At 54.0% G+C, this 13,235-nt stretch carries 15 protein-coding genes; 6 read left to right on the top strand and 9 right to left on the bottom strand.

The annotated features are described in order from the left end of the window. Window positions 1-204 precede the first annotated feature (204 nt). From ABIE64_RS10530 to ABIE64_RS10505, 6 genes are all read left to right on the top strand, one after another. Window positions 205-657 (top strand): c-type cytochrome, encoded by a 453-nt coding sequence (locus tag ABIE64_RS10530; RefSeq protein WP_114110835.1) that lies wholly within the window; start codon window positions 205-207, stop codon window positions 655-657. A gap of 27 nt (window positions 658-684) precedes the next feature. Continuing rightward, complete coding sequence (locus ABIE64_RS10525; protein ID WP_114110834.1) at window positions 685-2,028, top strand: cbb3-type cytochrome c oxidase subunit I; 1,344 nt, start codon at window positions 685-687, stop codon at window positions 2,026-2,028. A 128-nt stretch (window positions 2,029-2,156) separates the two neighbouring features. Then, window positions 2,157-2,966 carry a CbbQ/NirQ/NorQ/GpvN family protein gene (locus ABIE64_RS10520; RefSeq protein WP_354377391.1) on the top strand — a complete coding sequence of 270 codons (810 nt, stop codon included), beginning with the start codon at window positions 2,157-2,159 and terminating at the stop codon, window positions 2,964-2,966. A gap of 16 nt (window positions 2,967-2,982) precedes the next feature. Continuing rightward, complete coding sequence (locus ABIE64_RS10515) at window positions 2,983-4,950, top strand: nitric oxide reductase activation protein NorD (protein ID WP_354377390.1); 1,968 nt, start codon at window positions 2,983-2,985, stop codon at window positions 4,948-4,950. 14 nt (window positions 4,951-4,964) lie between these two features. Then, window positions 4,965-5,585 carry a cytochrome c oxidase subunit 3 family protein gene (locus ABIE64_RS10510; protein ID WP_354377389.1) on the top strand — a complete coding sequence of 207 codons (621 nt, stop codon included), beginning with the start codon at window positions 4,965-4,967 and terminating at the stop codon, window positions 5,583-5,585. Window positions 5,586-5,592: 7 nt separating this feature from the next. Next, entirely contained in the window at window positions 5,593-5,958 is a 366-nt protein-coding gene (locus ABIE64_RS10505; protein WP_354377388.1) for a cytochrome C oxidase subunit IV family protein, read from the top strand. Between the two features lie 16 nt (window positions 5,959-5,974). Here the strand turns inward: ABIE64_RS10505 and ABIE64_RS10500 are convergent, their stop codons facing one another. Genes ABIE64_RS10500 through cobA form a run of 9 tightly spaced genes read right to left on the bottom strand, consistent with a single transcriptional unit; the run spans window position 5,975 to window position 13,178 of the window. Continuing rightward, on the bottom strand, window positions 5,975-7,585 hold the full coding sequence (locus ABIE64_RS10500; RefSeq protein WP_354377387.1) for a cytochrome D1 domain-containing protein: 1,611 nt from the start codon (window positions 7,583-7,585) through the stop codon (window positions 5,975-5,977). Next, a complete protein-coding gene (nirJ, locus tag ABIE64_RS10495; RefSeq protein WP_354377386.1) occupies window positions 7,582-8,826 on the bottom strand; it encodes a heme d1 biosynthesis radical SAM protein NirJ in 1,245 nt (414 codons plus the stop codon). Before nirJ ends, ABIE64_RS10500 begins: the two co-directional genes overlap by 4 nt. Beyond that, window positions 8,814-9,347 (bottom strand): siroheme decarboxylase subunit beta, encoded by a 534-nt coding sequence (ahbB, locus tag ABIE64_RS10490; RefSeq protein ID WP_354377385.1) that lies wholly within the window; start codon window positions 9,345-9,347, stop codon window positions 8,814-8,816. Before ahbB (ABIE64_RS10490) ends, nirJ begins: the two co-directional genes overlap by 13 nt. Then, the gene (locus tag ABIE64_RS10485; RefSeq protein WP_082822633.1) at window positions 9,344-9,796 is read right to left on the bottom strand and encodes an Lrp/AsnC family transcriptional regulator; all 453 of its coding nucleotides are present in this window, start codon (window positions 9,794-9,796) and stop codon (window positions 9,344-9,346) included. The genes ahbB (ABIE64_RS10490) and ABIE64_RS10485 overlap by 4 nt, the downstream gene beginning before the upstream one ends. Next, complete coding sequence (ahbB, locus tag ABIE64_RS10480; protein WP_354377384.1) at window positions 9,793-10,344, bottom strand: siroheme decarboxylase subunit beta; 552 nt, start codon at window positions 10,342-10,344, stop codon at window positions 9,793-9,795. The genes ABIE64_RS10485 and ahbB (ABIE64_RS10480) overlap by 4 nt, the downstream gene beginning before the upstream one ends. Next, window positions 10,335-10,796 (bottom strand): Lrp/AsnC family transcriptional regulator, encoded by a 462-nt coding sequence (locus ABIE64_RS10475; protein ID WP_354377383.1) that lies wholly within the window; start codon window positions 10,794-10,796, stop codon window positions 10,335-10,337. The genes ahbB (ABIE64_RS10480) and ABIE64_RS10475 overlap by 10 nt, the downstream gene beginning before the upstream one ends. 9 nt (window positions 10,797-10,805) lie before the next feature. Next, window positions 10,806-12,029, bottom strand: coding sequence for a cytochrome D1 domain-containing protein (locus ABIE64_RS10470; protein ID WP_354377382.1), 1,224 nt, complete (start codon window positions 12,027-12,029; stop codon window positions 10,806-10,808). Continuing rightward, a complete protein-coding gene (locus ABIE64_RS10465) occupies window positions 12,026-12,364 on the bottom strand; it encodes a c-type cytochrome (RefSeq protein WP_007089815.1) in 339 nt (112 codons plus the stop codon). The genes ABIE64_RS10470 and ABIE64_RS10465 overlap by 4 nt, the downstream gene beginning before the upstream one ends. Then, window positions 12,348-13,178 (bottom strand): uroporphyrinogen-III C-methyltransferase, encoded by an 831-nt coding sequence (cobA, locus tag ABIE64_RS10460; RefSeq protein WP_354377381.1) that lies wholly within the window; start codon window positions 13,176-13,178, stop codon window positions 12,348-12,350. The genes ABIE64_RS10465 and cobA overlap by 17 nt, the downstream gene beginning before the upstream one ends. Window positions 13,179-13,235: the final 57 nt, after the last annotated feature.

Genomic DNA, 13,235 nt, shown 5'->3' with positions numbered 1-13,235 from the left:
CTTGTCGCCGTCATGCGTAAAATGATCGTAAGGGCAAATGCAAGAATGCGCCAATATCATGCAGCGGTGCTTGACACATAACACCGCTGCTTTTTCGTTTGACGGTAGTCAAGGTGGGAAACGTCCAGTCGGGAAATGATTGCCTGACGCCGTTTTGGGGACAGAGCGGCATTGAACTGCCAATCGGAGTGAGGATCCGTTCACATGTCGGAACGACTGACAAAATCTGCCGCCCGGAACATCTTCTACGGCGGAACGATCTTCTTTCTGGTCATCTTTATCGGACTGACCTTGCACAGCCACAACTATATCGTCAATGAGTCCAGCAATCAGGACCAGTTGACGCCATCGGTTGTTGCCGGCAAGCATGTCTGGGAACGCAATTCATGCATCAACTGCCATACGCTTTTGGGAGAGGGTGCCTATTTCGCACCTGAACTTGGCAATGTTTGGGTGCGGTATGGCGGTAAAGATGATCCAGAAGGTGCGCGCGATATGCTTAAGGCATGGATGGCCGCACAACCTACAGGCATCGAAGGCCGCCGCCAGATGCCGCAATTCAACCTTACAGATCAGGAGCTCGACGAGCTTGTCGACTTCCTGAAATGGACCAGTGAAATCAACACCCAGAACTGGCCGCCAAACGAGGCGGGATAATCCGGTGCTGATGGAAACGAGGCTACAATGAAATATCAATCGCAAAAGGTTGCGCTGTATTACATATACGGCGCGCTGACATTGTTCGCAGCCCAGATTCTGTTCGGCGTGGTGGCGGGCACTGTCTATGTTTTTCCAAACGTCTTGTCCGAACTGCTGCCGTTCAACGTCATTCGCATGATCCATACCAATGCCCTGATCGTCTGGTTGTTGATGGGGTATTTCGGAGCGGCTTATTATTTGCTGCCTGAAGAATGCGAAACCGAACTGCACAGCCCGAAAATGGCGATCATCCAGTTCTGGCTGTTCATGGCGGCAACCGCTGCCGCAGTTGTCGGATACATCCTTGGCTATCACGAAGGACGCGAGTTCCTTGAACAGCCCTTGCCGATCAAGGTCGGTATCGTCGTGGTGGCGCTGATGTTCCTTTACAACACTACGCTGACATTGCTCAAGGGCCGGAAAACCGCAGTATCAAACGTACTGATGGTTGCCCTTTGGTTCGTCGCATTGCTGTTCCTGTTTGCGTTCTATAACCCGTCGAACCTTGCAGTGGACAAGATGTACTGGTGGTATGTCGTGCATCTTTGGGTTGAAGGCGTATGGGAACTGATCATGGCGTCGATCCTGGCGTTTCTGATGATCAAGATGACGGGTGTTGATCGCGAAGTCGTTGAAAAATGGCTTTATGTCATGGTTTCACTTTCGCTGTTTACCGGCATTCTGGGTACCGGCCATCACTATTACTGGATCGGAACCCCGGGATATTGGCAGTGGATCGGCAATGTGTTTTCCACGCTGGAAGTCGTTCCTTTCTTTGCCATGGTGGTTTTCTGTTTCTACATGGTGTGGAAAGGTGGTCGGGATCATCCGAACAAGGCGGCCCTACTTTGGTCGCTTGGCTGTTCGGTCATGGCGTTTTTTGGCGCGGGCGTATGGGGCTTCATGCATACCCTGTCGTCAATCAATTACTACACCCACGGGACTCAGATTACCGCAGCACATGGCCATCTGGCTTTCTACGGGGCCTATGTGATGCTTAATCTGGCAATCTTCACCTATGCGCTGCCTTATCTTCGCGGGCGTGAACCTTATAACCAGCAGCTCAATATGTGGGGCTTCTGGATCACGACCAGTGCGATGGCATTCATGACCTTTACCCTGACATTTGCGGGTGTCGTTCAGACCCATCTGCAACGTGTTCTGGGGATGAATTACATGGAGGTGCAGGATCAGGTTGCCCTGTTCTACTGGATGCGTTTGGGAGCGGGGGTAGTCGTGCTGATCGGTGTCACCATGATCATCTGGTCGCTTGTGGTCGCACCGCGAGGTGCCCGCGTAACCGCAGGGGCACGTCAGCCCGCCGAATGACGGCAATCAAGTCTGTGTGTTCGATTTCATGCTCTCTTCCATGACGACACATGGCGGACAACGACCGGTTGGTTCCCGCGACCGGTCGTTGTCATTTTCGGCCTTTCTATTTTCCAAGGAGCATTCACATGCAGACCGCTCTTAAAGACGTACTCCCTGATCAGGACGTTCCTTATTATCAGTCTACCGGCAATGAACAGCAGTTGTTTGAAACGGCTTGGCAGCAGCATCTGCCCTTGTTGCTGAAGGGGCCGACCGGTTGCGGGAAAACGCGTTTTGTATCGCATATGGCGGCAAAGCTTGGTGTTCCGCTTTATACCGTTTCCTGCCATGACGATTTGACGGCGGCGGATCTGACGGGGCGCTATCTGATCAAGGGCGGGGAAACCGTTTGGGTGGATGGCCCGTTGACGCGCGCGGTCCGCCACGGTGGGATCTGCTATCTCGATGAGGTGGTGGAGGCGCGCAAGGACGTGACGGTGGTGCTTCACCCATTGACCGATGATCGGCGTCTTTTGCCGCTGGACCGGACGGGCGAGCTTCTGGAAGCGCCGGCCAATTTCATGCTGGTGGTGTCCTATAACCCCGGTTACCAGAACCTTTTGAAGCAACTGAAACCATCGACCCGGCAACGTTTTCTGGCGGTCGAGTTCGATTTCCCGGACGAGAAAACCGAAAAAGCGGTGATCATGCGTGAAACCGGGATCGATGTTGAACGCGCAGCCCTTCTGGTGCGTGTCGCTGGCAATATTCGCAAGCTTACCGGTATTGATCTTGAAGAAGCTGTTTCAACCCGGTTGCTGGTCTATGGCGCGACGCTTTTGATGGCCAATGTTGCATTTGATGACGCCATCAATGCGGCCATCATCGAACCCCTGTCGGATGACGCGGATATCAAGGCGGGCCTTCGCGAGGCCATCGGGATTATCCGGGGCTGACAGCCGGGAGGCGATGATGAGTTTCGATTTTCTGGAATTCGAAGAACAGGTCGGCATGATCTGGCACCGGATTGCGTCGCGCAATCAGGAAAGCTATCGCGATCATGCTGAGCACGCGATCACGTTTGCCGAATTGCGCAGTCATTTGCCGGTGATCTTTCGCACCCTTGGTGGCGATCCGGCGCGGGAATTTGCCCAGATCGATAAACGGGTTTCGGGGCATCGGTTACGCTGGCGGCAGCGGATCGGTCTGGTGGATGAACAGATCACGATGGCCGAAATGAACGAGGCATCGGTAAAGCTGCCCGCGTCCATTTCACTGTTTCCGTCCCGTGATCTTAACCGTGATTTTTATATCTGGCTGATGGCATGGTTCGCGGTTTCGGTACCACAAGCCATTTCGCTGGACGTTGCGCAAAGCCCGTTATTGGCCGATATCATGCGGCTTTCCCGGGCACGGCAAACCGATCAAGATGTATGTCGCCATTTCCCCGGCATCATCGGTTTGCGTCAACGCCTGTATGACGCGTTTCTTGTGTTGCGGCCGGTGCGTCCTTTGCCCCGATGCGAACAGCAGATCGAAGAATGTGTTCTGAAGATTCTTGGGGCTGCGGATCAACAGGACGCAAACGATCTGTGGCCTGTTGTTAATGCCGTTGACGCAAATGGCGATATTGCGGGCATGATTGATGTTGCGGGTATGCAACCGCGTCGTTATGCGCCGTTCCTTCCCGTTCCGCTTTGGGGCGAAGCCATTTGTTCGGGCAAGGCCAGTCGTGTTGCCGATACCGACATGGACGAGGATGGAAATTCATCAGACGGCAGTCAGGAACGCAAAAAGCGAGCCCGCCGGCGCAAGAATGATCAGGCTGGTCGGAATGATCCGCTGGCGTTAAACCGGTTTGAAAAAATCCTTTCGATTGCCGAGATGGTCAATGTCAATCGGCCGATGGATGACGAGGACGAGCAGGACGCGAAAAAAGCGGCCGACGAGCTTGACGAAATGGAAATTTCCGACTGCAAACGCAAAGCGGCAACCAAATTGCGTTTCGATCTGGACCTTCCGCCCCGCGAAGCTGATGAAGGACGCGTGATTGGTGAATGGACCTATCCGGAATGGGATTACCGTCATCAATCGTATCGCCCGGATTTCTGCAAAGTCATCATGCAATCCGGTGATGAAAAAGTCAGTGAGTGTGATGTCTGGCGTCCGGGTGAAACTGAACGGCGACAAATCCGCCAGGTTCGCCGCCAATTCGAAGCGTTTCGGCCGCGCCATGAAATTCTGCGCGCGCAAAGTGATGGAAGCGAGCTTGATCTCGAAGCATTGGTGCGCGCCCGCTGTGACCAGAAAGGCAGTGGAGAACTCAGCGACAGGCTGTATCTGAACACCGTCCGGCGGGCACGCGACCTGTCGGTTGCTGTGCTGATTGATGTGTCACTGTCGACCGATGCATGGATACAGGATCACCGGGTTCTTGATGTCGAAAAGCAGGCGCTTTCGGTGCTGGCCGGTGGGCTGGATGCATGTGGGGACGAGTTTGGTATCTTCAGCTTTACGTCACGTCGTCGGGATTGGGTGCGGATCAATGCGATCAAGGATTTCGACGAGGATTGGTCGTCTCGTACCCAGGAAAGGATACAGAAGCTTCGGCCGGGTTATTACACCCGGTTGGGGTCAGCAATCCGTCATATCGGAAAATTGCTGGGGGATCGTCCGCATCAACACCGGTTGATGTTGGTGATTACGGACGGAAAGCCAAATGACATCGACCATTACGAAGGTCGTTACGGGATCGAGGACAGCCGTCGTGCCGTGCGCGAATGCCGAAAGGCCGGTATCGGGCTTTTCGGAGTAACGGTGGACCGCAAGGCACAGGATTACTTTCCCTACATATTTGGCGCTGGCGGACATGCGATTGTCAGCAAACTGGAAAATCTTCCTGCGGCATTGCCACGCATTTACCGTCAGCTTGTACGTTGAAAACGGGGTGTCACATGGAACCCGATCAGGACACGATTGCGCAGCATGACGATTCCGGCCTGATGGATCATGACCCGCAATCTGCTTCGGATGCTTGGGGTGGGCTTGAAGCGTTGCCGGGGCATCCGTTGATGTGGGTTCTGATCCTGTCGGAATTGGTTGTCTTTGGGGCGTTCCTTCTGACATTTTCCGCGGCAAGAATTGGTGACCCGGCGGAATTTGCCAATGATCAGCTTCACCTTGATCGCGTCATGGGCGGGATCAATACGCTTGTTCTTCTGACAAGCGGCCTTTTTGCTGTTTTTGCCGTGCGCGCCATCAAAAAGGATGCAGTTTTGCAATGCCGGGTCTGGCTGGCGGGGACAGCCGTTTTGGGCATCGTTTTTCTGATCGTGAAGCTTATTGAATATGGCACCAAAATCGATGCCGGGATCGGTTTGGAAACCAGCACGTTTTTCACGCTTTACTACCTGATCACCGGCTTTCATGCCCTGCATGTGGTGATGGGGCTTGGGGTGCTGGGCATCGTTGCCGTTTGGCCGAACCTGACAAATATCGAAACCGGAACGGCATTCTGGCACATGATCGATATGGTCTGGGTATTGGTGTTTCCCGTGATCTATCTTCTGCGGTGAGGAAACCATGGACCGACATTGTCCAGTCGCGACAGAAACCGACGATATTTCAGCCTCGTCCACGATGCCAAGCGACGGGCATGGTCTTTCATCGCGCATGGCGATTTTTGTGTGGTTGCTCGCCAGTGGCACGACTGTCATGTCGATGGTTCTTGCCCTGATCGGTGATGATCGCACAGGTGCGATGCTTGGCATTGTGCCCGCCATGACGATTATGATGGTCGGGAGCTTCAAGGCGTGGCTGATTTTGCGATATTATCTTGGGCTTGGTCCGTCTGCGGGCGGATGGCGGGGATTGTTCGTCGCGTTTCTGATCGTGATTTTCGCAGGTGTTCTCGCCGCACAGGCAGCCATGATTTTAATGAACCGCTAAGCCGTTTGAACCGGTTTTAATGGCTGGTGCCGGCGGAATAAGTGATTTTGTTGAACACGTTATATTTCCCAACCGGCTTTTTCATTGGGATGCGTTTGATTTCTTCAAATGTTTGGGCATCGTAAACGATGATTGCACCGTCATCGTCCCAGATTGAGAGCAGCGCGTGTTTGCCGCTGCGGTCAAATTCGACATGGGCCGCGACCTTGCCGGGTTCGGGGCGGAGCGTTTTAACGATTTCGAGTGTGCGTTTGTCGATGATATGGACAACATCCTTGTCCGGGCCAAAGAATACATCGACCCAGGCATAAGGCGTGTTGTCATGGCTGCGCGTGAAAAATCCGGGGCCTTTTGTTGCGATGGTTTTGATGGTCTGCCAGCTTTCCATGTCGATGACGCTGATTTTGGAATCTTTCAGGTGCGGTGTCGCCAGCACCGAATGGCCCTGATAGTCAAAGGTAATGCCCGAACCAAGATGGGGCATACCTTCCAAGGCAATGTCGGCCACCTTTCGGCCGACATTCAGGTTGATCACCTGTCCATCGCGGCCATTGCGCGCCGCCCCGATCAGATGGCGATAATCCTGATCGAAGAAGAAATCATCCAGACCGTCATCAAGGCGAATACGCCTTACCGGAAATGGGCCGTTCTGAACATCCAGTGCTTCGATCATGTTGGCTTCGTAGTTGTGAACGAAACCGGGATAGACCGGACGTGGATCATCGGCATAGGAAATTTCCCAAACTTCGGGCAGGTCTTTCAGGGCAACGATGAAGCTTTGACGCGGAGGGGCGGTATAGACCGCCGAAACGCGCGATGATTTACCATCATCACCGATAACGGCAAATTCGCGTATCGGCGTCAGATCGCGTGCATCAAGCAGAACCAGATTGTGCGGCAGCATGTTGCCCGCCATCACATAGCGACCATCATCTGATACCGCCACATTTCGCGTATTCAGGCCGACCCGGATTTCAGCAATGGTTTGCAGGGAATAAAGGTCATACATCTGGACCCATCCATCACGCGACGCCAGATATACAAACCGACCGTCTGGTGAATATTTTGCCCCGCCATGCAAGGCAAAGCGGGTCGGAAAACGATCAAGGGGTTCGAACGTGTCACCATCAAGGATCGTGACGTGATGATCGCCCGCCTCGACAATTGTGAACAGGTTTAGAGGATCACCTTCGAATTTTGGTTTGTCGGGCAGTTCCGCCGGATCGATGAAAACATCGTGACTTTGGACGATTTCGGACATGCCCCATTCTGGCGACCTGTCCATCGGTTGTCGCAACCAGTCTGCCAGAAGGGTGATTTCCGTTGCGGCAAGGGTTTCGCCAAAGGCCGGCATCTGCGTTGCCGCGCGGCCATCGCGGATGACATCCGAAATGCCGTTACCGCGCAGTTTCCCGAGGCTTTCGGGTAAAAGGGCAGGACCCATTCCACCCAGCCGGTCGCCATTGTGACAGGCGGCACAATGTGTTGCATATAACGCATTGGCATCGGCTATCTGGGTTGATGAAAGGGCGGTTTGACCAAAGGCGTTTGTGGTGCTGATCAAACCGGATACCAATACCGTGCCAAGGCAAATCCGCGCCAAGGCAGCCTTGACGATGGTGGTCATGATGTGACCTCCACCTGACCGTGGCGTTTGGTTGCGGAAAACGGAACGGTTTCAAGACGGTTATGGTCGCCAGTAATGCCAAGTTCGGCATCATCAAGATAACAGCCGGGATCCTCGGCCCATGGATCACCGGTTAGTTGATAGGCGCGCGTTCGCGTGTTGCCGCCGCAAATATCGCGATATTGGCATTCGCCGCAGCGACCATGCACAAGACGGGGGCGTTGCTTTAGACCGGCCATCAAAGGATCGCTGACATCCTGCCAGATTTCCGAGAACGGCCGTTTCAGGACATTGCCCAATGTGTGTTGCCACCACATGGTATCGGGATGGACATTGCCCAGATTGTCGATATTGGCAACATTCACACCCGATGCGTTCCCGCCCCAGCGTTGCAGCATTTTCCCGATCTGGTTGGATGCCGCCGGGTAATGTTCGTCAATCCAGAATTTCAGGAACACCCCGTCGGTATCGTTGTTGCCCGTCACATAGTCGCGCGCGATGCCTGCCTTGACGTCTGCCTCGCAACGGGCAAACATCATCAAAAGTGCCTCGCGGGTCATATTGTAGAATGCATGGTCCTTGCGGTTGTGGTTTCCGCGACCGGCATAGTTCAGATGTGAAAAATAGAACTTGTCGATCTTTTCCTGTTCAACAAGGTCAAGAAGGCCGGGTAGGTCCTGATAATTTTCGCGGGTCATGGTGAAACGGATGCCAACCGGCAATCCGGCATCGCGGCATAGTTTTGCCCCTCGAAGGGCAAGATCAAACCCGCCTTCAAGACGGCGGAAATAATCATGTGTTGCGCCAAGCCCGTCCAGACTGATGCCAACATAGTCATAATTGGCGGCTGCGATCTGATTTATGTTTTTATCATCGATCAGGGTTCCGTTGCTTGACAGTGCGACATAGAAACCAAGTTCCTTGGCATAGGCCGAAATATCAAAAATATCGGGCCGCATAAGCGGTTCGCCACCCGACAGGATCAGCACCGGAACATTGAAATCGCGCAGATTTTCTATGGTGCTGAAAACCTGTTTTGTCGTCAGCTCGCCCGGGAAATCCTTATCAACGGCGGAGGCATAACAATGCCTGCAGGTCAGGTTGCACCGCCGGATCAGGTTCCAGATAACGACAGGCCCACGATTGGAAAGCGGGGCATGTTTGCGCGGGTTAGCAACGGGGGTCGTGCCATTTTCGGCAATGCCGATGGCAGCACGGATATACTGGCTTAACCGCAACATTTCTTTTCTCCGCTTTTGCGCCAACGCAGGCCGGTTTTTTTAAGAATTCGGTTGCTGTATAGAATGCGGTGGTCGCGGACATTCTCGGCCAAAAGGTCGCGGATATCCTGAACCTTGGCCTCGACCGTTTCGCGTGTTGTTCCGTGAACCATGGCAAACAGGTTGAATGGCCAATCGGGCAGGTGGCGCGGCCTACGATAGCAGTGCGATACGAAATCCAGCTTTCCGATCATCTCGCCCATGGCATCAACGGTTTTATCGTCGATGTCCCAAACGCTCATGCCATTGGCGCGATAACCCAGCCGATAATGGTTGGGGATGATGCCGATACGGCGAATGACGCCAACATCAAGCAAACGTTGCAAGCGCTGTTCAACTTCATCCGGGCCAAGTCCAAGGCCCAACGCGATATCCCCGTATGGCGTGGGACTTAAAGGCAATCCGGTTTGCGTCGCACGGATCAGGGCATGATCGATTTCGTCAAGTTCCGGTAGTTCTGGTTGGTTCAGAAAGGAAATCATTTTTCGGGAACCTCCAGATGCAATTCAAGGAAGTATTCCTGTTCCTTTGGGAAGCTCAGAACCCCAAGCCCGGTTGTGTTTTCGATCCGCTTTATGACGTCCTGAAGCGCTTCTTCATCCTCGGCAAGGATCACAAACCACATGTTAAGAACATCTTCACGGGCGTAATTGTGGGCGACTTCCTCGCATGCGTTGACCTGTTCCGCGACCTCGTCAAAGCGATCAGGTGGGACTGCAATCGCGGCAAGGGTTACAGCACCACCAAGTCTTTCCGTGTTGTAAAGCGGCCCAAACCGGCTGACATATCTGTCCGCGATCAGCCTTTTGACACCGTCAATGACGGTTTGTTCGTCATAACCAAGACGTTCGGCCAGCACCTGGAACGGGTGCGCGCAGATCGGAAAACCACCCTGCATATTGTTGATCAGGTCGCGTTCAAGCTTGTTCATGATATTTCCCTGACTTCATCGGGAATTGCGCGAGTTTCTGTTGGCGCCGGCAAGGATACGGATGCCCTCGGGGCGCCATATTTGCCCGCCCGCTGGGTGAAGCATTGCTTGCTGAAAAGAACCTTGTGGGGCGCATCATGCAGTTCCAGACGCGCAATCAGGTGGCGGATTTGTGCCCGAACTGTCAGCCGGTCTCGACCATGGATCATGCAATAAAGATTGTATGGCCAAACCCCGGCAACCCGTTCCCGGCGGTAACACAATGTGACATAGGGAAGGGCTGCCATCGCCTTGCCAATGTCGGGTGCCGCATCATCACCGATATCGAAAACGCACATCGCATTGGCCTGATAACCAAGTGCGCGATGACGGATGATCATGCCAAAGCGGTTGATAACCTTGTGGGCGATAAGCTGTTCAAGCGTTTCGATCACCGTTCCCTCGGTCGCTCCGAGGTCATTGGCGATGTCGGCATATGGATGTTTGCCAAGTGGCAAGCCGTCGCGCAGTCTTTCGATCAGCCGGTGTTGAAGATTGCTCAGTTCCATTTCAACGCAAATCCCAAATCGAGACGGTAATGTTCGATCATCGGCATCCGATATACCGGTAAGCCGGTTTTGGTTTCGATTGCCTTGATTGTCGTGTCCAGACTGGCCTGATCGGCGGTGGTCACGACGAACCATAGATTGAGTTTATCTTCGCGTTCGTAATTGTGATTGATTTCGGTAAAGTGGCCGACTTGGGCGGCAATTTTTTCAAGCTGATCATTTGGAACTTCCATCGCCGCAAGGCTTGATGCCCCTGCGCGCCCGGTCGCATAGGTCGCGCCAATCCGGTCGAGATAACCTTTGTCCTTCAAATCGGAAATGGCGGAAATCACCGTGTCTTCGTTGGTGCCCAGTTCACTGGCGATGGTTTCAAACGGGCGTGGCGTCGTCGGAAATCCGCGCTGAAAATGTTCGATCAGCCGGGTCTGAAGGCTGGTGAGTTCGGTGCTCATGATGGCCTCCTACAACCCGATCCGACCGGCACGGTCAGACATGAAAATGCCGCTGGGACTGGGGAGCGGAAGTTCGGCAATCGGCTGGAGCGTGTAGGGATTGTATCCAACGACCTTGTTGTCATCGCGCACCGACAGCCAGACCTGATCGCCACGTGGACTGAATTCCATATGCAGGACACCGGTGCCGGGTTTCAGTTCTCCGACGATTGCCAGATTTTCCGTGTCGATTATCTGGACCGTGTCGTAATCCGGGACCGAGAAATTGACCCAGACATGCCTGTTATCGGGATGGGCCATGACGAAAACGGGCTGTCCATGGACGGGAATACGTCCGATCTTCTGCCAGTTTTCGGTGTCAATCACGAGAACTTCGTGGCGACCGATGGCGGGTACAAATGCGCGTTTCCCCGCAATCGCCCAGCCTTCAAGATGGGGCATTTTGTAAACGGGTAAGCGTTCTTCACCCATGCCATAATGATCAAGGATGCGGCGCACGCCATTTTCCGGATACCAAAGATCAAGCAATGCCATGCCGTCTTCGCCAAACAGACCGGCAATGTAATAACGACCGCCGGATGTGATCAGCGCATCGTAGGGCTGTGTTCCGATATCTTTGTAGCGGCTGATCTTTGGTTCGTTGCCGGTTGAGAAGTCGGCTATCCAGATTTCGCCGGAATCCCAAAGGCTGAAAACAAACCGGTTCCCCGGCGCATCAACCAGCCCGATGACTTTTGAACGATCCGAACTGCCGTCAATGATTGCAGGAATATCGGCCAGCAGTTCGAGGGTTTCACTATCGAAAACGCGGACACCGCCGGGTTCGTAATTGGCAACCGCCACCAGTCTGCCGTCCTGGCTGATGGCTCCGCCAATACTGTTGCCCGCTTGCAAGGTTCTAACGACAACCTCATGTTTGAGAATGTCTACCTTGGTCAATCCCCCGTCGCGGCCAAAGACGAATGCGAACCGTCCGTCCCGGGAATAGACGATCGATGCATGTGACAGATCGCCAAGGCCTTCAACGATCCCGATAAATTGCCGGGTGCTGGTGTCAAGGATGGCAACTTCGCCAGTGGCCCGGGCAACGACGGTTGCCAGATCAGCCGTCCCGCGAACGGATGAGATATTTGCGCAGCCCGCCAAAAGCAAAATGCCCCCAACAACCAAAAGGTTGCGGGTTGCCTGTAACGCGGTGGAAGGAATGCGGGCCGAAAATGCAATGCGCATCATTCGGGTTCTCCTGTTTTCAGATAGCGGGCCATCCACGTGGCCTCGTCGGGTGTCACGATTGCGCGCCAGGGTGGCATGGCTGTCCCGGGCAATCCGTCGAGGATGATGGTTGTCAAATCCTCGACGCTGTAAGCCGCAAGGCTTTCCGGTAAAAGGGGCGATCCCAGACCTCCCTTAAACGTTAGGCCATGACAGGAACCGCAATCCTGACGCACCATTTGCTCCAGCGCATGGGGGCTTCGGGAAGAAGTCGCGTTTTCTGCACTTACTGAATAGGTCCCCGCCAAAGCGAGCGTGGTGATCAGGATCACGAGGGAATTACGCAGTATGGGCATAACGTAGACCCCCATCGGGGAAGTCGGGTGCTGCGTTTTGGTCAAACCGGCTTTCGGATAGAAGTTTGGCCTCGGGCAGCGATAGTCGATCCGCCAGTGAAATGACGCGGCCAATGACAATCATGCAGGGCGGATCAAAATCCAGCCGGTTCAGGTCGTCACAGACATTGCCCAATGTGCTGCGGAAATGTCTTTGATCCGGTGTTGAACCATTTTCGATAATCATCACCGGCGTATCGGTGGGCAGCCCATGTTCAAGCAGTTTGCCTGCGATTACCGGCATGGTTTTGACCCCCATGTAAATCGCAAGCGTAGTGTCCGGATCGGCCAAAGAACGCCAGTCGTGATGGGGTTCTGCGTCTGCCTGCATGTGACCGGTGACAAAACGTACACTGGTTGCCAGACCGCGATGGGTCAGCGGTAGATTAAGTTGTGCCATGCATCCTGCGGCGGCTGTAATTCCGGGAACAACTTCAAACGGAACATCATGCAGGCTGAGCCATTCTGCCTCTTCACCCCCGCGTCCGAAAATATACGGATCCCCGCCCTTCAGACGAACGATGTGGCAATGTTTTCTGGCCATATGAACCAGAAGCGTATTGATTTCGGACTGCTTCAGGCTGTGGGATCCTGTGGATTTTCCGACATAAACGCGTTCTGCAAACGGGTTGGCCAGTTCAAGTATTTCATCGGAGACAAGCCGGTCATAGATAACGGCATCCGCGCGGTCGAGAAGGCGTGCTGCCTTTATGGTCAGCAATTCAGGATCGCCTGGCCCGGCTCCGACAAGATAAATACGCCCGGATTTTTGCATGGCTTTTCCCCTGTTTTGGCAAGGTTTCAAATGCGGGAAGTCCGGAGGCCGTGGATG

Source organism: Thalassospira sp. MBR-102 (genome assembly GCF_040549275.1).
Lineage (GTDB): Bacteria > Pseudomonadota > Alphaproteobacteria > Rhodospirillales > Thalassospiraceae > Thalassospira > Thalassospira xiamenensis.
This window is presented reverse-complemented; position numbering and strand designations above follow the sequence as displayed.

Excerpts from the sequence above, each read along its gene's own strand:
- ABIE64_RS10510 (WP_354377389.1), top strand. The coding sequence starts at position 4,965 with ATGGAACCCGATCAGGACACGATTGCGCAGCATGACGATTCCGGCCTG.
- ahbB (WP_354377384.1), bottom strand. The coding sequence starts at position 10,344 with ATGGAACTGAGCAATCTTCAACACCGGCTGATCGAAAGACTGCGCGAC.
- ABIE64_RS10465 (WP_007089815.1), bottom strand. The coding sequence starts at position 12,364 with ATGCCCATACTGCGTAATTCCCTCGTGATCCTGATCACCACGCTCGCT.
- ABIE64_RS10515 (WP_354377390.1), top strand. The coding sequence starts at position 2,983 with ATGAGTTTCGATTTTCTGGAATTCGAAGAACAGGTCGGCATGATCTGG.
- ABIE64_RS10530 (WP_114110835.1), top strand. The coding sequence starts at position 205 with ATGTCGGAACGACTGACAAAATCTGCCGCCCGGAACATCTTCTACGGC.
- ABIE64_RS10470 (WP_354377382.1), bottom strand. The coding sequence starts at position 12,029 with ATGATGCGCATTGCATTTTCGGCCCGCATTCCTTCCACCGCGTTACAG.
- ahbB (WP_354377385.1), bottom strand. The coding sequence starts at position 9,347 with ATGATTTCCTTTCTGAACCAACCAGAACTACCGGAACTTGACGAAATC.
- ABIE64_RS10525 (WP_114110834.1), top strand. The coding sequence starts at position 685 with ATGAAATATCAATCGCAAAAGGTTGCGCTGTATTACATATACGGCGCG.
- cobA (WP_354377381.1), bottom strand. The coding sequence starts at position 13,178 with ATGCAAAAATCCGGGCGTATTTATCTTGTCGGAGCCGGGCCAGGCGAT.
- ABIE64_RS10475 (WP_354377383.1), bottom strand. The coding sequence starts at position 10,796 with ATGAGCACCGAACTCACCAGCCTTCAGACCCGGCTGATCGAACATTTT.
- ABIE64_RS10520 (WP_354377391.1), top strand. The coding sequence starts at position 2,157 with ATGCAGACCGCTCTTAAAGACGTACTCCCTGATCAGGACGTTCCTTAT.
- ABIE64_RS10505 (WP_354377388.1), top strand. The coding sequence starts at position 5,593 with ATGGACCGACATTGTCCAGTCGCGACAGAAACCGACGATATTTCAGCC.
- ABIE64_RS10485 (WP_082822633.1), bottom strand. The coding sequence starts at position 9,796 with ATGAACAAGCTTGAACGCGACCTGATCAACAATATGCAGGGTGGTTTT.
- ABIE64_RS10500 (WP_354377387.1), bottom strand. The coding sequence starts at position 7,585 with ATGACCACCATCGTCAAGGCTGCCTTGGCGCGGATTTGCCTTGGCACG.
- nirJ (WP_354377386.1), bottom strand. The coding sequence starts at position 8,826 with ATGTTGCGGTTAAGCCAGTATATCCGTGCTGCCATCGGCATTGCCGAA.